Genomic DNA, 18834 nt, shown 5'->3' on the forward strand with positions numbered 1-18834 from the left:
ACACCCTGGCCGCGGAGGGCCCCGCTACGCGGGGAGGTTGCTGAGCTGCATCAGGCGGGCCTCGCAAAGATCCAGCCAGCGCACTTCGGCTTCGGTCTGGAAAATTAGGGAGTCCAGCACCAAGAGTCTGGCGGTGTCGGCCGCGCGCTGGAGGCTCGCGGTCTCACGGCGTGACTTGGTGTACTCCTGCAGGGCGCGGATGGACACCGCGCGCTGTGCCTGGATGATGGCGCCGACGTCGGTCCCGGGCATCGTGAGGCCGAGCGCGAGCTTGATGGCCAGCTCATTCCGGGGCGGACTGGTGCGGGAGACAGGAGCGGTGAACCAGCGCCGGACATCAGAGCGGCCGGCCGGTGTGATGCTGTACATGACGTGCCCGTCGCCGTCGCCGCCGTCTTTTTGCACCAGCCCGTCGCGTTCCAGCCGGTCAAGGGTGGTGTACACCTGCCCGATGTTCAGCGGCCAGGACGAGCCGGTGCGGTCCTCAAATTCGGTCCTGAGCTGGTAGCCGTAACGGGGCCTGTCCTGCAAGAGGGCTAGGAGACTGTGACGGATAGACATGGCGCTCCCGGGATCAAGAAACCACACAGCATACACGCGCCCCAAGACGCGTGTATACCGCGTATGGAATTACGTTATCGTTCTGCGCACCGCTCCCGCAAATTGAGCATTCCCCCGCCGGCATACGTCGGGGCTGACCTGCGGTTTAAGGCTTCGTCGGCACCGCGGGACCGTCGCTACATGAGCAGCAGGACTTTGCCGACGTGATCGCCTGAATCGAAGTATGTGTGCGCGGCGGCGGCTTGGTCCAGCGGGAAGGTCTTGGCCACGAGGGGCCGTATTCTGCCGTCGGTCAGCATCGGCCAAACGGCATCCCGGACGGCGTTCATGATCACGGTCTTTTCCTCGACCGGGCGGGGCCGAAGCGCCGTGGCAATGATGGCGCCCCGTTTCCGCAGCAGCTGCCCGAGGTCCAGTTCGGCCTTGACTCCGCCCTGCAGCCCGATCACCACGAGCCGTCCGTAGTCGGCGAGGGCATCAATGTTCCGCCCGAGGTATTTTGCCCCGACGACGTCGAGAATCACATCCGCGCCCTTGCCGCCGTTCTGCGAGCGCAGACTCGCGGGGAAGTCCTCCTCCGCGTAGTTGATCGCAATGTCCGCGCCCAGGAATGCTTTGGCGGTGCCCACCTTCTCCGCATTCCCGGCCGTCGTCGCCACGCGTGCGCCGAAGGCTTTCGCCAGCTGGATGGCCATGGTGCCGATGCCACCCGTGGCTCCGTGGATGAGGACAGTTTCGCCCGGCTGCAGCTGCGCCGTCATGATCAGGTTGGAATATACCGTCGCCGCGACCTCCGGCAACGATGCCGCGGTGACCAAATCAACGCCGTCGGGGATCCTCAGAACCTGCCCGGCCGGCACCGCCACGCGCTGGGCGTAGCCGCCGCCGGCAAGCAGCGCCACCACCTTATCCCCTATGGAGAATGCTTTGGTGACGCCCGGGCCGAAGCCCGCAATCCGGCCAGAGACCTCGAGCCCGGGGATCTCGGAGGCACCGGGGGGCGGCGGATAGAAGCCCTTGCGCTGCTGGACGTCCGCACGGTTCAGGCCCGCGGCGACGACGTCGATCAGCACCTCGCCGGTTCCGGCCACCGGGGCCTGCACCTCACGGACTTCCAGGACCTCGGGTCCGCCGGGCTCTGAGATATAGACAGCCTTCATGGAGCACTCCCGATTCCTAACTGGCGTCGCGCTCACGCAGCAATCGCCAGGTCCGTTCAACATCTCTCCCCAGAATATGGCGGGGAGCCGCACGCATCCGCAAGCGCAGCGTGTTTTTTGTGGCAGCCGACCGCCTATGAAAGACTACTCGTTAGGGAAGGTTGTCCGAGCGGCCGATGGAGCTGGTCTTGAAAACCAGTGTGCGGTAACCCCGTACCAAGAGTTCGAATCTCTTACCTTCCGCGAGAGCGCAGAGTTTGCGCGGTTCAGAGGCCGGCTGGGCCAATCGAAAGATTGGCCCAGCCGGCCTCTTTCGCGTCCGCAGCCCGGGACGATACCCAATCGAGCTCACCACCCTTACTATTGAGGCGCTGGTTGCTGGTCACCCGTGTACTGCTGGAACCGCCACACCCGAGGAGCGCCGATGTCGCTGAGCAAGGGAACCCCCGTGGAATGGAATACGCCCCAGGGCACCACCCACGGCAAGATCGTGCAGAAAAAAGTCAGTGACTTCGAGCTGGACGGACATACCCACCGCGCCAGCCAAGACGAGCCGTTGTATGTGGTGGAATCCGCCAAAACCGGTGCGCGGGCTGCGCATAAAGCCTCTGCCCTGACTGTGAAGGAGTAACGCCATGGCCGGGCAGCATTACGATGTCCTTGTTATCGGCGGGGGTAACGCCGGCGTTTCCCTAGCAGCGCGCCTTCACCGCTACGGGGTGAAGGATGTGGCCGTAATGGAGCCCGGGGACCAACACTTCTACCAGCCGCTCTTCTCCCACATCGCTGGCGGGAGGGCGAAACCCTCAGAAGCCGTCCGGCCCCAGCGCTCCGTCATGCCGCCTGGCGTGGAGTGGATCCGGGACGGCGCGGTGGGCATCGACCCGGCGAGCAACACGGTGTCTATGGCCTCGGGAGGCCACCTGGGATATGGGCACTTGGTGGTCTGCCCCGGCCTGCAGCTGGACTGGGACAAGATCCCGGGTCTGGCGGGGGCCGTCCAGTCCCCGTCCGGTGCGTCCCACTATGAATTCAGCCTCGCAGCCAAGGCCTGGACGTTGCTCCGTGGCCTTAAGGCCGGGACCGCCGTTTTCACCATGCCCTCCGGCCCCATCAAGTGCGGCGGCGCCTCCCAGAAGCCGATGTACTTGGCCTGCGACTACTGGCGGGAGCAGGGGGTGCTCCATGACATTCGAGTAGTGATGGTGCAGCCCTCCGCCACCGTATTCGGGGTGCCGGCAGTGGACGACGAGCTGAAGCGCAAGATTGCCGAGTATGGCGTTGAACTACGTCTTGAAAGCGAACTGGTTTCGGTGGAGGCCGCGGCACAGAACGTCCTGATTCGGGACAATGCAACCGGGTCCACCGAGGAGCTGCACTACGACGTTCTCAACGCCGTCCCGCCGCAGTCGGCCCCGGACTGGCTCAAGGCCACGGAGTTGCCCGCCCCGGATGACTCCGGAGGATTTGTGGAAGTAGATCCGCAGACCCTCCGGCACGTCCGTTTTGCGAACATCTGGTCTTTGGGTGATGCCGCGGCGACCACCAACTCCAAGTCAGGCGGGGCGCTGCGAAAGCAGACGAAGGTCTTGGCCAAGAACCTGGTTGCGGCCCGGGAGGGAAGGCCCCTGACGGAAAAGTACGACGGGTATTCAGTGTGTCCCTTCACGGTGTCCCGCTCTACGGTTGTCTTCGCCGAGTTCGATGACCACTACCGGCCCATGCCTTCTGTCCCAAAGTTGCCAACGTGGAAAGAGAGCCGCGCGTCGTGGGTCGTGGACCGCGATATTTTTCCCCGGGTTTACTGGAACCTGATCCTTAAGGGCCGCGCTTAGGCCTGCAGGGTCCGCCGCCTTCGAGCTGGGGCGCCGCTCAGGTCCCGCAGAACGTCCGGTAGGCGGCGAAGTCTTCCGGGCCCGCCGCGGCGTAGCGCTCCAGGCCGGGCCGCTCCTCGAAGGGATTGGACACCGCTTCCAGAAGCCTGCCCAGCGGAGTCAGGTCGCCAGCGGTAGCGGCGGCGAGGGCCTCCTCCACCAGATGGTTGCGGGGAATGTAGATGGGGTTCAGCCCGTCCATGGCGTCCGCGTCCGGGTCCAACGCGCGCCACCGCTCCGCCCACGCATCGAACGCCGCCATATCGGGAACCATGCCGCGAGCAGGTTCCCGCTGGCCCCGGGCGGCCTTGGCCAGATTCCGGAGGAACGATGTGTAGTCGACCCGTCCGGCCTGGAGGAGAGCCAGAAGCTCGTCGACGAGAGGCGAGGCGACGTCGTCGTCGGTCTCTTCACGAAGCCCCAGCTTGGCCTTCATGCCCGCGAACCAGGCGGCGCTGTACTGCGGACGGAACTCACCGAGGGCTTCCACGGCCAGTTCCACGGCCTTGTCCTGGTCACCGTGAAGGAGCGGCAGGAGAGTTTCGGCGAGCCGGGCAAGGTTCCACTCCGCCACCAGCGGCTGGTTGCGGTAGGCATAGCGCCCGCCCTCATCGATCGAGCTGTAGGAGGCGGCGGGGTCGAAGGCATCCATGAATGCACACGGGCCGTAGTCAATGGTCTCGCCCGAGATGGTCATGTTGTCGGTGTTCATGACACCGTGGACGAAGCCCACCAGCATCCACTGCGCCACCAGCGAGGCCTGGGCGGCTATCACGGCCTCAAGCAGGGCGAGATAGCGGTTGCCCGCCTCCGCCGCCGCCGGGTGGTGACGGCTGATCGCGTAATCGGCAAGCCTGCGCAACAAGCCGACGTCGCCGGTGGCCCGGGCGTACTGGAAGCTGCCCACGCGCACGTGGCTGCTGGCGACCCGGGTAAGGACGGCTCCGGGCTGGACGGTCTCGCGCTGGACCGGGCGCCCCGTCGCCACGACAGCGAGGGACCGCGTGCTGGGGATGCCCAGGGCGTGCATGCCCTCACTCACGATGTACTCGCGCAGCATCGGACCGACCACTGCCAGGCCGTCGCCATTGCGAGCGAACGGGGTGCGCCCTGAACCCTTGAGGTGGATATCGCGCAGCTGCCCGTCCGAGTGCGCAATCTCCCCGAGCAACAGGGCGCGGCCGTCGCCCAGACGGGGGGCGTACCAGCCGAACTGATGCCCGGCATACGCCTGCGCCACCGGAGTGGCGTCGGCGGGAACGGCGTTGCCGATGAGCAAGAGCAAGCCCTCCGGGCTTCGGAGGAACTCCGGATCGAGGCCGAGGTCGACGGCGAGGGGTTCGTTGAGCACCAGCAGCTGCGGGTCGGGAGCCTCCTCCGCCCGCCAGGGAATGGCCATCTCCGCGAACTCCCGGGCGAAGCGGCCCTCGAATGTGACGGTGGAACGGGCGGTGTCACTCATCTATCAAGAATAGATGGGATCGCTTCGACGGGGGGGTGTTTCACACCGCTTGATAGGTCGGAAAAATCCGGCATATCATCGTGGGGTGCTTCCCGACCTGTTTGCCGCCCTCGCAAACCCCGCCCGGCGCACCATTCTCGATGAACTGCGTGGCGGACCCAGAACAGCCGGGGACCTCACGCGGCTGCTAAAACAGAGCCGCAGCGCCGCCTCAGAGCACCTTGCGGTGCTCCGCGAGGCCGGGCTCGTCCGCGAGGAACGGCAAGGGCGGTACCGCATCTACCATCTCCAAGCCGCGGGCCTCGCCGAGGTCAGCGGCTGGTTGAAGCACTACGAGCATTACTGGACCCAGCGCCTCGACGCGCTCGCTGACCTTTTGGACGAGGAGAACCTGCCATGACCGACAACACCATCCGCCTGAAGCGCCACTTCCCCCACCGCGCCGACGCCGTCTGGGCCGCGCTTACCACTCCCGAGCTGCTCGCCCGCTGGTGGGCCCCGGGCGACATTGCCCCCACCCCCGGGCACCGCTTCACGATGGACATGGGCTCCTGGGGCCAGCAGCAATGCAAAGTTCTTACCGTAGAGCCCGGAACCTCGATCAGCTTTCTCTTCGCCGAGGGGTCCCTCGACACCACCATCACGTGGACGCTCGAGGCCGTTGAGGACGGAACGGTCCTGCACCTCGAGCACGCCGGCTTCCGCCTCGACACTCCCATGGGTGAGCAGGCGTTCCACGGCATGGGCAATGGCTGGCCGGGCGTCCTGTCCCGGATTGACGGGGTCCTCGCTGGCGCGGACCGTCCCTGACCCGCCGCCCCCGGTACTTCCGGTGACCCGCGGAGCCGGACAGCCCAACCCCATTGAAACTGTCGGTCCCCCGCCATAGTCTCTCTGTGTCTTCATCCCCGAGTCACAAGCATCCCCCGAGACCGGCCGCCGGGCAGCAATGCCTAGGCCGCCACAAAGAGCAGGAGCCCTCATGCCTACCCCCGAATACTCCAACGGCGCACCATGCTGGATCGACCTCATGACCTCGGATACCGAAAAGGCCAAATCGTTCTACGGCACAGTCTTCGGCTGGACCTTCCAGACCGGTGATGAAGAAAAATACGGCGGCTACATCACTGCCTGGAAGAACGGAAAGTCCGTCGCCGGCATCATGCAGAAGCAGGCAGACATGGCGGCGATGCCGGATGTGTGGAGCACCTACCTGCGCTCGGAGGACGCCGCCGCAACGGCCCAGGCTGCCACCGAGCACGGCGGGCAGGTGTACATGGGTCCCATGGTGGTGCCGGAGCAGGGCAGCATGGCCATGATCGCCGATGCCAGCGGCGCTGCCGTGGGCGTGTGGCAGCCCGCGGAGATGAAGGGCTTTGAGCTCGCGGCCGAGGAGGGCGCCCCCGCCTGGCACGAACTCCACACCAAGGACTACGCCGCCGCCGTCAAGTTCTATCAGGACGTGTTCGGCTGGGACACCGACGTCATGAGCGACACCCCGGAGTTCCGGTACACCACGCTCGGCGCCGGACGGGCCGCCAAGGCGGGCATCATGGACGCGTCCGGCTACCTGCCGGCCGAGGTGCCTTCCCACTGGCAGGTCTATTTCGCCGTCAAGGACACCGATGCCACCATCTCCCAGGCCGTCTCCCTCGGCGCGCAGGTGATCGACGGGCCGGATGACACACCTTTCGGCCGGATCGCCACGCTGACCGACCCCACGGGCGCGACGTTCAAGATCGTGGCCGACACCGGACAGGGGCAGGCCGCCGCGGACGCTTAGGCCCAGACGGGTAGACCCAGACGCTTAGGCCAGGACGGGTAGTCCCGAACGCGGAGCCCGGGAGCCGTCGACGCCCCCTCCCGCATAATTACAAAATTTGTTGTAAGAAATACCGGCCAGACCCTTCCTCAAGGGCTACTGGCCGGTATTCTGCTGTGGAGCGTCCGGTGGAGGCACCCGCGGACACCACTCACTTGCATCACCAGTCACCAACGCCCGGGGCTCTCGAGCCGCTCCGGGACGGCTGCGGCGCGTCTCGCTGGGGGGCGTCCCGCCGAATGCACGTTTAGTCCATACGTTGTTCATTCACCCCTGTTTGGATGGGCCCGGCACGACTTGACCAGGAGCTCGGGCCGGCCACCGTCCGCTGCACCCGGCGGACACACACTGCACCCTGCCCTTTACCCGGGGCACCCTAATGAGAGTTAGCGCGAATGAAACTAACACCCTGGAAAACAGTGCTGGGCACAGCGTTGTCGGCGGCGCTCATAGCGGCTCCGCTGGCGGCCGTGCCCGCCAATGCCGTGGAGGTCTCCCCGGCAGCAAACGGCGCCTCGCCGGTGGTCATCAACGAGGCATACCTCAGCGGCGGCAGCTCCGGCGCGGCCTTCAAGCACAAGTTCATCGAGCTCTACAACAGCTCCGAGACGGCGGTCTCGCTGGAGGGCTGGTCCCTCCAATACCGCTCCGCCACCGGCACGGGAACGCCGAGTTCGGTTGCGGCCCTGAGCGGCAGCATCCCCGCCAAGGGCTACTACCTTCTCCAAGGCGGCAGTAACGGCACAACCGGCGCCGACCTCCCGGCCGCCGACGCCACCGCCACCGGGTTCAACCCGGGCGGAAGCGGCGGCACGATCGTGCTGGCCAAGCAGGCTGGCGCGATCAGCCCGCTGCCCACCGGCTCGGTCATCGAACCGGCCAACGTCGCGGACCTGCTCGGGTACGGCACCTCCAACACCTTTGAGACCCAGGCGGCCGCTGCGCCGTCGGGCAACACCGACGTCAAGAGCCTGAACCGCAGCAGCGGCGCGGACACGAACAACAACTCCGCGGACGTCACGCTAAACGCAACCATCACGCCAAAGACTGCCAACGGTGCGGCCCCCGGCCCGGTTGGTCCTCCCGTCGATCCGGGTCCCGGCACGCCCCCGGCCACCAAGACCATCGCCGAAATCCAGGGCACCGGCGCCGCCAGCCCACTGGCGGGAGCTTCGGTCACCACGCACGGCTTGGTCACGGCGACCTTCCCCACCGGCGGTTTCGCCGGCTACTACATTCAGACCCCCGGCACAGGCGGCGATCTCACGCCGGCCAACCACACGGCGTCGGACGCCGTGTTCGTCTACTCGCCGTCCACGGTCGGCACGGTCGAGATCGGCGACTACGTCGAGGCCACCGGCGCCGTCAGCGAATTCTTCGGCATGACCCAGCTGACCGTGGCCGCGGCGGCGGATCTGAAGAAGCTCACCGAGGCCGCCCCGGAGGTCAAGGCCACCGGCTTCGCGCTCCCGGCGGACGAGGCCTTCCGTGAATCCCTCGAAGGCATGCTGCTCACCCCGCAGGGCCCGGTCACCGTGGCAGATAACTTCTCGCTGAACCAGTACGGCGAGATCGGCCTCGCCGGCGGCACCACCCCGCTGGTCCAGCCCACCGCCGTCGCGCCGTTCGGCTCTGCGGAGTACACCGCGACCGTCGCCGCCAATGCCGCCCGCGGCATTAAGCTCGACGACGGCGCCACCACCAACTTCCTCAAGGACGAGGCCACCAAGGCCCAGCCGCTCCCGTACCTCACGACGTCGGACCCGGTCCGCGTCGGTTCCCCGGTAACGTTCAAGACCAACGTGGTGCTCAGCTACGCCAACAGCGCCTGGAAGTTCCAGCCGCTGACCCAACTGACCCCCGCGAACGCTGACAGTGTCCAGCCGGCAGGCTTCGGCGCCACCCGCGTGAATGCCCCGGCGGCGGTGGGCGGGAACCTGAAACTCGCCTCGTTCAACGTGCTCAACTATTTCCCCACCACCGGTGACCAGGTCGCCGGCTGCACGTTCTACCCGGACCGTGACGGCAACCCCATCACCGTCAAGGGCGGCTGCGACGTCCGCGGCGCGGCGAACGCGGAGAACTTTAAGCGGCAGCAGGAGAAGATCGTCGCCGCCATCTCCAAGTCCGGCGCCGACGTCGTCACCCTGATGGAGGTCGAAAACTCGGCCCAATTCGGCAAGAACCGCGACGACGCCCTCGCCAAGCTGGTGGAGGCCCTCAACATCGCGACGCCCGGGATCTGGGACTACGTCCGCACGCCTGCGAACGCGCCCCCACTGGCCGACGAGGACATGATCCGCACCGCGTTCATTTTCAAGAAGGCCACGGCGGAGCCGATCGGCGAATCGATCATCCACAACGACACCGTGGCGTTCGCCAGCGCCCGCAAGCCGATGGCCCAGGTCTTCAAGCCGGTAGGCGCCGCCGATGACAAAAAGTTCATCGCCATCGCCAACCACTTCAAGTCCAAGGGCTCCGCTGCCACGCCGGAGGACACCGACAAGGGCCAGGGCGCTTCAAACCTCGCCCGCACCGCCCAGGCCAAGTCGTTGCTGGCGTTCTCCGACGAGCTGCAGAAGTCCAAGGGCACCGACAAGGTTTTCCTGATCGGTGACTTCAACTCCTACGCCAAGGAGGACCCCATCAACGTCCTCACCGGCGCCGGATACGTCAACCAGGACGAAAAGGCCAAGAACGCAGACGGTTCCGCCAAGCACTCCTACCTCTTCGGCGGCCTGGTGGGCTCGCTGGACCACATCCTCGCCTCCCCTGCAGCGAACGCCGCGGTCACCGGCGCCGACATCTGGAACATCAACTCGGTGGAATCCGTGGCGCTGGAGTACAGCCGCTACAACAACAACGTCACCGACTACTACGTTGCGGACCAGTTCCGGGCGAGCGACCACGATCCGGTGATTGTGGGGCTGGATCTTCCCGCCACACCGGCAAGCGTTGAGCTGAACTTCCTGGGCATCAACGACTTCCACGGCCGCATCGATTCCAACACGGTGTTCTTCGCCGGAACCATCGAGAAGCTCCGCGCCGCTGCCGCCCCGGGCGCCACGGCGTTCATCTCGGCCGGCGACAACATCGGCGCATCGCTGTTCGCCTCGGCTATCGCCAAGGACCAGCCGACCATCGATGTCCTGAACGCCTTGGACTTGCGGACCTCCGCGGTGGGCAACCACGAGTTCGACGGCGGCTGGGCGGACCTGCGGGACCGGGTCACCGCCGGCGGGGCCAACGCGAAATTCCCGTACCTGGGCGCCAATGTCTACGCCAAGGGCACCACCACCCCTGTCCTGCCGGGGTACACGGTCCTGGACATGAACGGCGTCAAGGTCGCCGTAATCGGCACCGTGACCCAGGAGGTCCCCTCGCTCGTCACGCCGGCCGGCATCGCGGACCTTGAGTTCGGCGATCCCGTCGACGCCATCAACCGGGTCGCGGAGAAGATCAAGTCGGGCAAGCTCGCCGACGTCATCATCGTGGAGAACCACGACGGCGCCGGATCGGGCGCGCCCGAGGGCGCCACTTTGGAGCAGGAGATCGCCGCCGGCGGCCCCTTCGCCAAGATGGTCCAGAAGGTCAGCCCGGATGTTGCCGCCATCTTCAACGGCCACACCCACAAGCAGTACTCCTGGGACGCCCCCGTCCTGGATTCGGCCGGCCAGCCCACCGGCAGGACCCGCCCGATCGTCCAGACCGGCAACTACGGCGAGTTCATCGGCCAGATCCAGCTGACCATCGACACCAAGACCATGGCGGTGACCGGCTACAAGGCCGGCAACGTCCAGCGCACCACGAGCGCTGCCCAGCCGGAAGCCGATCTTGTGGCGAAGTACCCGCGGGTCGCCGCCGTCAAGACCATCGTGGCCAAGGCCCTGGCCGACGCCGCTGTGGTCGGCAACCAGCCGGTCGGCAAGGTCACCGCCGACATCACGACGGCGTTCGCCGGATCCCCGGCCGTGCGCGATGACCGTTCCAGCGAGTCCACCCTGGGCAACCTGGTGGCGGACTCCCTCGTCGACGTGCTGAAGGCGCCGGAACTCGGTGCCGCGGAAATCGGCGTCGTCAACCCGGGCGGGCTTCGCAACGAGCTCTACTACGCGCCGGACGGCACCATCACCTATGCCGAGGCCAACGCGGTGCTGCCGTTCGTAAACAACCTGTGGACGACGTCCCTGACCGGGGCGCAGTTCAAGACGCTTTTGGAGCAGCAGTGGCAGACCAACGCGGACGGCACGGTTCCCAGCCGCGCCTACTTGCAGCTGGGGCTGTCCAAGAACGTCAACTACACCTACGACGCCGCACGCGCGGCCGGTGACCGGATCACTTCGATCCGGGTCAACGGTGCCCTCATTGACCCGGCGAAGTCCTACCGGATCGGAACGTTCAGCTTCCTGGCCACCGGCGGCGACAACTTCCGCATCTTCACGGCGGGCGCCAACACCAAGGACACCGGGCTGGTGGACCGCGACGCGTGGATCACGTACCTGCAGGCCCACAACCCTGTCTCGCCCGACTTCGCGCGCCGCTCCGTGTCGGTGGTGAACTCAACGGCAGCCGAGGTCAAGGGCGGGGACTCCATCACCATGGCGGTTTCGAAGCTGGACCTCACTTCGCTGGGCAGCCCGGTGAATGCCTCGCTGCGCGCCGAGTTCACTGACGCCAACGGCACCGTCACGGCTCTCGGCACGGTCCCGGTTTCCGCCGGCGCCGCCACCGTGAGCGTGTTGGTTCCCGCCGGCGCCGCCGCCGGCACGGGCACCCTGGTGCTCACCGCCGTCGAATCCGGCACCGTGGTGAAAGCGGATGTGTTGGTCGCGGCCAGCACGCCTGTCCCGCCGAAATGCACCCCGCCGGTCAAGCCGCACCGGCCCGCGGACGTCGTGGGCCAAGCGAACTACGGGCAAGCCATGGCGGCCTACCGGAAGTGTCTGAAGGGCTGATTCCGTAGCCTGGGCTTTCCCGGGCCCGAGGTTCCTGGGCCCGAGGTTCCTGGGCCCGGGAATGCCCAGCCCCAACCAGTGAGCATGCCCTCCCCCGGGCCGCAGCAATGGACATATGCGCCAAGTGTCCATTGCCCGGCCCACGGGGAGGGCATGTCCATTTTTCGCGGACTTCACGCGCGGGGACATGTCCATCCTTCGCGGGCTTCATGCGCGGGCACATGTCCATTTTCGGGTGCTTCACGCGCGGGCACATGTCCTTCGCGTCACGCATCACAGGACATGCCCATTCTTCGCGCCAGCCACGGGACATGCCCATTCTTCGCGTCAAGAGTCAGGGGACATGTCCTCCCCCGGGCCGCAGCAATGGACATATGCGCCAAGTGTCCACTGCTCAGCCCACGGGGAGGGCATGTCCATCCTTCGCGGGCGGTCAGGGAGGGCATGTCCATTTTTCGCGGCTCCGCTGGGGAAGACGCGGGACATGTCCATACTTCGCTTGTCCATCCTTCACTTGTCCATCCTTCACGGGCGGACAGGACAGGCGCAGCTAGCGGGTCAGGACGGCTCGGGCGATCTCGTCGGCGTCGCGGAGGGTGCGCTGGCCGCTGCGGTAGACGGGTCCCGACGCCGGCCGGGCCTCCGCGGCGATAGCGGTGCCCCATTGCGCGGCGGAAAGCTGGAGCCCGAGCACGTAGAGTCCCTCCGTCACGGACCCGTTGGCCCCTAGCGGCCGGTAGGGGTGCGGGACGACGTCGAGCCCGGAGGTCTGGACCGGGGTTCCCTCCACGCTCATCATGTGGCGCGGCCGCACGAGCCCCTCGGACAGCAGCTGCTCCAGCAGGGGCGAGGAGTTGACGGCTACCCGGTTCGCCGGCGCCAAGGCCTCGATCATGGCCGTCGCGCACACACCCGCGGCCGCGGCACTGGCCAAAGGGTCCGGCCCGCCGTCGACGTCGTCCTCGATGTCGGCGCCGTCATCGGGCCCGCCGTTCACCCAGGGCGACGTCGCCGTGAACCTCCGGGCCCGGCGGTCCACGCCAAACTTGGGATCCGGGCCCACGAAGCGGACCACGCCCGCCCGGGCCAGCGCCGCGAGCTGGGCAGAGCGCAGGGCCGGCGGGCCGCTGGCGAGGCCTTCCACGAACGATTCGAACCAGCCGCGAAGGCCCGCAACCCAGGATTCGTCCGTGATGCCGCTGTCGGCCACGACGGTCTTAAGCACGGCCCGGCCGTGGTGCAGGGCACCGATCGCCATTTTCACGGGGTCATCCTCGCCGAGCGCCGAGCGCCGTGCGTCGTCGAGCAGATAGTCGACGACGGCGGCGTCCAGTTCAGCCCGGGAGCCGAACGAGCGTCCGGCCAGGGGCGCGGCGAGGCCGAGCAGGTACAGACGATGGGCGGCCCGGACATGGACTGCCACCACGGATTCCGTGGCGTTCTCCCAATTACCGGTTGAATGCGCGCGCGGGCGCAGGGACTCGTCAAGGGCGCGCAGGAACTCGGCCGGGCGGGTCAGGATGGCACCAGGCTGCGAGCGCGCGAGGGTCGAGTAGTAGGCCCAGAGCGCGTCCCGGTGCAGCAGCGGCCAGAGGTCATGGTCGAAGGACGGCCGGATGCCGGTCTCGGCAAACCTGGCGGCCACGCCCTCGGTGCAGTACCGCAGCTGGACCGCGCCGGGGTAGTAACCGGTCAGCGTCGCCTTGGCCCGGTAGGGGGTTCCGCGGCGCGACGCGGCGATGATGAGCGGTTCGCGGCCCGAAGGCAGGTAAGCCAGTTCCCCGTCATCCTCCGCTGCCACGAACCGGCCGCCGCGCCCCTCGGTCAGCTGTCCCATGACGTCGAAGAAGTTCAGGCCCATGCCGCGCACCAGGACCGGTCGGCCGGCCGGCACCTGGGACCAGTCGACGTCGGCGGGCGCCGCCGGCGGCACGTACAGCAGACCCAGTTCCTCCGCTGCTGACAGCAACTCCCTCTGCTCGGCGTTCAACCGCGCGTCGAGATGGCCCAAGGCCAGCACCACGGAGTCGACGGTGAGCGCCGTGCCGTCGTCGAGGACGACGTCGAACCGGGCCGGGGCTGCGTCTGCCGGATCACCCGGCGCCGCGGGCGCGTGGCGGACGGACGTCGCCGTCGCCGCGTGGAAGCTCACGGTGACGCCGTCCGGCAGCCGGGTCAGCAGCTCCTCCAGGGTGCACCGCAGGTACCGGCCATACAGCGCCCGGCTGGGAAAGTCCGTCTGCCCGAGGCCGGAGATTTCGGCGCGTTCCTCGTCAGTCAGGGAAGGATGCGGCTGGCGTTGCTGGAGTTCGCGCCACCGGTCAAACGTGTCCCCGGCCAGCGGCGGGGCCAGCTCCGGATCCTCAGGGACGATCGTGGGGTAGAAGGACTGTGTGTTCATCAGATACAGCCGCGACTGTCCCGGCTGCCAGACATGCCCGGGGCCCGCCGGGTAAGGGTCAACCACGTCAATGTGCAGGGTTCCGGCCGGACCGGCGGCCGCCCGGTTGGCCAGAAGCCGCTCCAGCACGCTCGTGCCCCGGGGACCGGCGCCTATTACTGCCGTGCGGATGCTTCGCGATGTAACCACGGCATCCAGCGTATCGGCAACCCGGCCGCGGATTGACCGCCGCCGGACTTGCCACTGCCGCACCGATGTCCTTGGATGGAAAAATGACCACCACAGCAGCTGTTCCCCCGCCCGCGCCCGACCAAGCCGCCGGTACCATCCCGGCAGCGGGGGCTGCGCCGGAACCCGTCGACGAGAACATCTGGCTGGAGGACATCTACGGCCAGGAGCAGTTGGCTTGGGTCCGTGAGCAGAACGCCCGCACCGAGGAACTCCTCGAGGACGCCGAGTACACGGATCTGGAGGGCAGGATCCTGGAGGTCCTCGACTCCACCGACCGGATCCCCATGGTGGGCAAGCACGGCGAGTGGTACTACAACTTCTGGAAGGACCGGGAGAACCCCAGGGGCCTGTGGCGCCGGACCAGCTGGGACAGCTACCGCGCCGGGAGCCCCGCGTGGGACGTCCTCCTGGACGTCGATGCCCTTGCCGCCGCCGAGGGCCAGGACTGGGTCTTCCACGGCGCCAACTTCCTGCGCCCCGCCGCGGGCGAACCGCACCGGCGGGCCCTGCTGGCGTTCTCCCCCGACGGCGGGGACGCAAACCGCTACCGCGAGTTCGACGTCGAGGCCCGCGGCTTCGTGGACCCGGCCGACGGCGGCTTTGACCTGCCGACCGGTAAAGGCAACGCCTCCTGGCTGGACGGGGACACGCTGCTGGTCGCCACCACCGCCGATGGCCTGCCTAAGACCACGTCGTCCTACGCACGGACCGGGGTGAGGCTGCGCCGCGGCGAATCCCTGACGCAGGCGGAGAGGCTGTTCGACATCCCCGAGGACCACATGATGGCGATCGTGGCCCACGACTCCACGCCGGGCTTCGAACGCACGTTCGCGCTCGACTGGATCAGCTTCTTTGAGAAGACCACCTCCGTGCTGCGGGACGGCGAGTGGGTGCAGATTGATGTGCCCGCCGACGTGAACCTGAGCTCGCACCGTGACTGGCTGCTGTTCCGCCCGCAGCGCGACTGGACCGTCAACGGCACCACGCACCCGGCGGGTTCGCTCCTCGCGGCCGGGTTCGAGGACTTCCTGGCCGGCGGCCGGGACCTGGCCGTGCTCTTCACGCCCGACCCGCACACCTCACTGCAGTCCTGGAGCTGGACGCGGGACTTCCTGCTGCTGAATCTGCTCCGTGACGTGTCCTCGGAAATCCATGTTCTGGATCCGCGCAGCCCGGGCACGGACTCGGCGTGGGCCGTCACCGTGCTGGACGCCTGCCCGCCCCTGCACGACGTCAACGCCTTCGCGGTGGACGATGAAGATGACGCCGAAGGCTCGGACGACGACGGCACGGGCGGCACCGCCGCCGTCTCCGAGGGCACGGCGCCCGGTGCCGGGAACGACTTCTGGCTCGTCGCCACGGGTTTCACGACACCCACCACCCTGACCCGGGGAACGCTCACCCGCGACAGCGCCTCAGACCGTACCCCCGGGACTCCCGCCAGCGTCGCCAGCACACACGAGATGATCCGGACCTCGCCGTCGTTCTTCAACGAGGTGGCCTACGAAGTGCAGCAGCACTTCGCCGTGTCCAAGGACGGCACCCGGATTCCGTACTTCCAGGTCGGCGCCAAGGACCTGGTCCTGGACGGGCAGAACCCGACGCAGCTCTCCGGTTACGGGGGCTTCGAGATCTCCCGGACCCCGGCCTACAGCGGCGCGATCGGCCGGGCGTGGCTGGAGCGGCGCACCGAGGAATCGACCAGCGCCGAAGGGGCGGCCCCGCACCGCCGCGGCGGCGTCTACGTGGTGGCGAACATCCGCGGCGGGGGTGAATACGGGCCGTCCTGGCACCGCGCCGGGCTGCAGGGGAACCGGCACCGCGCCTATGAGGACTTCGCCGCCGTCGCCAAAGACCTGATCTCCCGCGGTGTCACCTCCCGCGAGCGGCTCGGCTGCGTGGGAGGCTCCAACGGCGGGCTGCTGGTGGGCAACATGCTCACGCAGTACCCGGAACTGTTCGGCGCCGTCTCCTGCGGCGTCCCGCTCCTGGACATGCGCCGGTACACGAAACTGTCCGCCGGCTACTCCTGGATTGGCGAATACGGCGACCCGGACGACCCCGAACAGTGGGAGTCCATCAAGACGTTCTCCCCGTACCACCTGCTCAAGGACGGCGTGGACTACCCGGAGACGTTCATCTGGACCGCGACGTCGGATGACCGCGTCGGCCCGGTGCAGGCCCGGAAGATGGCGGCCCGCATGCAGGCCATGGGCATTCCCAACGTCTGGTTCCACGAGGCGCTCGAGGGCGGACACGCGGGGGCCTCCGACAACCGGCAGGCCGCCGCCCTGCAAAGCCGCAGCCAGCATTTCCTGTGGCGCGCCCTGGCCGGCCGGGAAGCTTAGTCCGGGTCCCGGCGTCGGGCTCCAAACCCCGACAGCAACGCGGGGTCACTTCCGGCCCATCCGAGGGCCCTCAAGGGACCGTAGGTGACCCCGCGTTGTTCTGGACTGGCCGTTTTGCACTGCGTGGCACCTTCTGCGTATCCTTGGTTGGCTAGTTAATAGCAATTGGAGACGTGCCAGAGCGGCCGAATGGGCTTCACTGCTAATGAAGTGTGGGGCACAACTCCACCGGGGGTTCAAATCCCCCCGTCTCCGCGTTTGGCCCCGGTCCTCGGACCGGGGCCTTTTGCGTTCCCGGCCCGACCAGAATCTCCCTGGTCCGGCGGCGATAAGGTCCGGTGGCCGGACGTCCCGCGCCCGCCCGCCGATGCGGATGGCAGGATAAGCCCATGGCGAGCAACACGGATTTTGACGCGATCATCGTCGGCGGCGGCCACAACGGCCTCGCTGCGGCAGCGTACCTGGCCAAGGCCGGGCGGGACGTTCTGGTCCTGGAAAAACTGGAGCACCCCGGCGGGGCAGCGGTCTCCGCGCAGGCGTTCGACGGCGTCGACGCCCGCCTCTCGCGCTACTCGTACCTCGTCAGCCTCCTGCCGCAGCAGATCATCGACGACCTCGGCCTGCGCATCACCCTGGCCCGGCGGCGCTATTCCTCATACACCCCGGACCCCACGGACGGCAGCCGCGCCCTGCTCGTGGATAACGGGGACGAGGCCGCCACCGCGGCGTCCTTCGCCGCCGTCGGCGCTCCCGACGGCGAGTTCCGCGCCTTCACCGCGTTCTACGCCGCCTGCCGGCAACTCACGGAGACCCTCTGGCCCACGCTGACCGCGCCGCTGCTGCCGAGGTCCGCCGCACGCTCCCTCGCCGCCCGGACCGGCGCCGCCGAGGCGTGGGACGCCATGATCGAGCACCCCATCGGGCACACCATCAGCAAGGAACTGCAAAGCGACCTGGTCCGCGGCATGGTCCTGACGGACGCGCTGATCGGGACCTTCGCCCGGGCTGACGATGAAGACCTGCAGCAGAACATCTGCTTCCTCTACCACCTGCTCGGCGGCGGGACCGGGGACTGGGACGTGCCGGTCGGCGGCATGGGCGCGGTGTCCGGTGAACTGGAGCGCGCCGCCCGCGACGCCGGCGCAACCATTTTGACCTCGGCGGACGTCACGGCGGTCCTGCCCGGCGGCGTCGTGGACTACCGCCATGATGGCCAGGACCGCTCGTCTTCCGCGCAGTGGGTCCTCTCCAATGTGGCGCCCGCCGTCCTGGACGGCCTGCGGGGCCGGACCGCCTCCGGCAAGGACAACCCGAACCACCGGCGCGAGGGCGCGCAGGTCAAGGTCAACCTCCTGCTCAAACGGCTCCCCCGGCTGCTGGACCGGTCCGTTGACGCGGAGGCGGCCTTCGGCGGGACCTTCCATATCAACGAAACCTGGTCCCAACTGGACGCCGCCTACCTCAGTGCCGCCGCCGGATCCGTGCCCTCGCCTTTGCCCTGCGAAATCTACTGCCATTCGCTGACCGACCCGAGCATCCTGTCCCCGGAACTGCAGGCAGCCGGCGCCCAAACGCTGACGGTCTTTGGGCTACACGTCCCGGACCGGCTGGTCACGGCGGGGAACAACGAGGCCCGGCGGACTGCACTGCAGGCCGCCGTCCTGGCATCCCTGAATTCTGTCCTGGCTGAACCCATCGAGGACCTGCTCCTGACCGGCCCGGACGGACGCCCCTGCATCGAAACCAAGACCACCCTGGACATCGAACGCGCCCTCGGCATGCCCCGCGGCAACATCTTCCATGGCGGCCTCGACTGGCCGTTCGTGGAAGACGGCGACCCGCTGGACACCCCGGCGCGCCGCTGGGGCGTGGCAACGGACGATCCGCAGATCCTGCTGTGCGGCTCCGGGGCAAGGCGCGGCGGCGCCGTCAGCGCGATCGGCGGCCACAACGCTGCCATGGCCGTGCTGGAATCCGAGCTGGCGCCTGGCCATGCGTGAACCGGAACTCGGTGACCCGC

12 protein-coding genes and 2 tRNA genes are annotated in these 18834 nt (G+C 67.7%); 10 read left to right on the forward strand and 4 right to left on the reverse strand.

Annotation, left to right across the window (positions count from 1 at the left end; translation table 11 throughout):
• Positions 1-24: 24 nt before the first annotated feature.
• Both BM372_RS07725 and BM372_RS07730 read right to left on the reverse strand, forming a co-directional pair.
• Entirely contained in the window at positions 25-561 is a 537-nt protein-coding gene (locus BM372_RS07725; protein WP_090953863.1) for a PadR family transcriptional regulator, read from the reverse strand.
• Positions 562-737: 176 nt separating this feature from the next.
• Positions 738-1721 (reverse strand): NAD(P)H-quinone oxidoreductase, encoded by a 984-nt coding sequence (locus BM372_RS07730; protein ID WP_090953865.1) that lies wholly within the window; start codon positions 1719-1721, stop codon positions 738-740.
• A 155-nt stretch (positions 1722-1876) separates the two neighbouring features.
• Between BM372_RS07730 and BM372_RS07735 the strand changes: the two genes are divergently transcribed.
• From BM372_RS07735 to BM372_RS07745, 3 genes are all read left to right on the forward strand, one after another.
• A tRNA-Ser gene (locus BM372_RS07735) sits at positions 1877-1964 on the forward strand.
• A 181-nt stretch (positions 1965-2145) separates the two neighbouring features.
• Entirely contained in the window at positions 2146-2352 is a 207-nt protein-coding gene (locus tag BM372_RS07740; RefSeq protein ID WP_090953867.1) for a hypervirulence associated TUDOR domain-containing protein, read from the forward strand.
• Positions 2353-2356: 4 nt separating this feature from the next.
• Positions 2357-3556: an NAD(P)/FAD-dependent oxidoreductase gene (locus BM372_RS07745; protein ID WP_090953869.1), complete on the forward strand. Its 1200-nt coding sequence runs from the start codon at positions 2357-2359 to the stop codon at positions 3554-3556.
• Positions 3557-3593: 37 nt separating this feature from the next.
• Here the strand turns inward: BM372_RS07745 and BM372_RS07750 are convergent, their stop codons facing one another.
• Complete coding sequence (locus BM372_RS07750; RefSeq protein WP_090953871.1) at positions 3594-5057, reverse strand: protein adenylyltransferase SelO; 1464 nt, start codon at positions 5055-5057, stop codon at positions 3594-3596.
• A gap of 85 nt (positions 5058-5142) precedes the next feature.
• On the opposite strand from BM372_RS07750, the gene BM372_RS07755 reads away from it, so the two are divergent.
• The 4 genes from BM372_RS07755 to BM372_RS07770 all read left to right on the forward strand — a co-directional run bounded on the left by BM372_RS07755 (position 5143) and on the right by BM372_RS07770 (position 11834).
• On the forward strand, positions 5143-5457 hold the full coding sequence (locus BM372_RS07755; protein WP_218160856.1) for an ArsR/SmtB family transcription factor: 315 nt from the start codon (positions 5143-5145) through the stop codon (positions 5455-5457).
• On the forward strand, positions 5454-5867 hold the full coding sequence (locus BM372_RS07760; RefSeq protein ID WP_090953875.1) for an SRPBCC family protein: 414 nt from the start codon (positions 5454-5456) through the stop codon (positions 5865-5867). The genes BM372_RS07755 and BM372_RS07760 overlap by 4 nt, the downstream gene beginning before the upstream one ends.
• A gap of 172 nt (positions 5868-6039) precedes the next feature.
• The gene (locus tag BM372_RS07765) at positions 6040-6840 is read left to right on the forward strand and encodes a VOC family protein (protein ID WP_090953877.1); all 801 of its coding nucleotides are present in this window, start codon (positions 6040-6042) and stop codon (positions 6838-6840) included.
• A gap of 434 nt (positions 6841-7274) precedes the next feature.
• Positions 7275-11834 (forward strand): ExeM/NucH family extracellular endonuclease, encoded by a 4560-nt coding sequence (locus tag BM372_RS07770; RefSeq protein WP_090953879.1) that lies wholly within the window; start codon positions 7275-7277, stop codon positions 11832-11834.
• Positions 11835-12384: 550 nt separating this feature from the next.
• Here the strand turns inward: BM372_RS07770 and BM372_RS07775 are convergent.
• Entirely contained in the window at positions 12385-14424 is a 2040-nt protein-coding gene (locus tag BM372_RS07775) for an FAD/NAD(P)-binding protein (RefSeq protein ID WP_090954525.1), read from the reverse strand.
• A gap of 83 nt (positions 14425-14507) precedes the next feature.
• Between BM372_RS07775 and BM372_RS07780 the strand changes: the two genes are divergently transcribed.
• The 3 genes from BM372_RS07780 (at position 14508) to BM372_RS07790 (ending at position 18814) form a co-directional block, all read left to right on the forward strand.
• Positions 14508-16814 carry a prolyl oligopeptidase family serine peptidase gene (locus BM372_RS07780; protein WP_090953881.1) on the forward strand — a complete coding sequence of 769 codons (2307 nt, stop codon included), beginning with the start codon at positions 14508-14510 and terminating at the stop codon, positions 16812-16814.
• A gap of 167 nt (positions 16815-16981) precedes the next feature.
• A tRNA-Ser gene (locus tag BM372_RS07785) sits at positions 16982-17069 on the forward strand.
• A 134-nt stretch (positions 17070-17203) separates the two neighbouring features.
• Positions 17204-18814, forward strand: coding sequence for a phytoene desaturase family protein (locus BM372_RS07790; RefSeq protein WP_090953883.1), 1611 nt, complete (start codon positions 17204-17206; stop codon positions 18812-18814).
• Positions 18815-18834: the final 20 nt, after the last annotated feature.

It is taken from the genome of Arthrobacter sp. ov118 (genome assembly GCF_900116495.1).
GTDB lineage: Bacteria > Actinomycetota > Actinomycetes > Actinomycetales > Micrococcaceae > Arthrobacter.

What these genes read in the sequence shown, in the direction of transcription:
- BM372_RS07725 (WP_090953863.1), bottom strand. Translation starts at nt 561, where the DNA reads ATGTCTATCCGTCACAGTCTCCTAGCCCTCTTGCAGGACAGGCCCCGT.
- BM372_RS07730 (WP_090953865.1), bottom strand. Translation starts at nt 1,721, where the DNA reads ATGAAGGCTGTCTATATCTCAGAGCCCGGCGGACCCGAGGTCCTGGAA.
- BM372_RS07740 (WP_090953867.1), top strand. Translation starts at nt 2,146, where the DNA reads ATGTCGCTGAGCAAGGGAACCCCCGTGGAATGGAATACGCCCCAGGGC.
- BM372_RS07745 (WP_090953869.1), top strand. Translation starts at nt 2,357, where the DNA reads ATGGCCGGGCAGCATTACGATGTCCTTGTTATCGGCGGGGGTAACGCC.
- BM372_RS07750 (WP_090953871.1), bottom strand. Translation starts at nt 5,057, where the DNA reads ATGAGTGACACCGCCCGTTCCACCGTCACATTCGAGGGCCGCTTCGCC.
- BM372_RS07760 (WP_090953875.1), top strand. Translation starts at nt 5,454, where the DNA reads ATGACCGACAACACCATCCGCCTGAAGCGCCACTTCCCCCACCGCGCC.
- BM372_RS07765 (WP_090953877.1), top strand. Translation starts at nt 6,040, where the DNA reads ATGCCTACCCCCGAATACTCCAACGGCGCACCATGCTGGATCGACCTC.
- BM372_RS07770 (WP_090953879.1), top strand. Translation starts at nt 7,275, where the DNA reads ATGAAACTAACACCCTGGAAAACAGTGCTGGGCACAGCGTTGTCGGCG.
- BM372_RS07780 (WP_090953881.1), top strand. Translation starts at nt 14,508, where the DNA reads ATGACCACCACAGCAGCTGTTCCCCCGCCCGCGCCCGACCAAGCCGCC.
- BM372_RS07790 (WP_090953883.1), top strand. Translation starts at nt 17,204, where the DNA reads ATGGCGAGCAACACGGATTTTGACGCGATCATCGTCGGCGGCGGCCAC.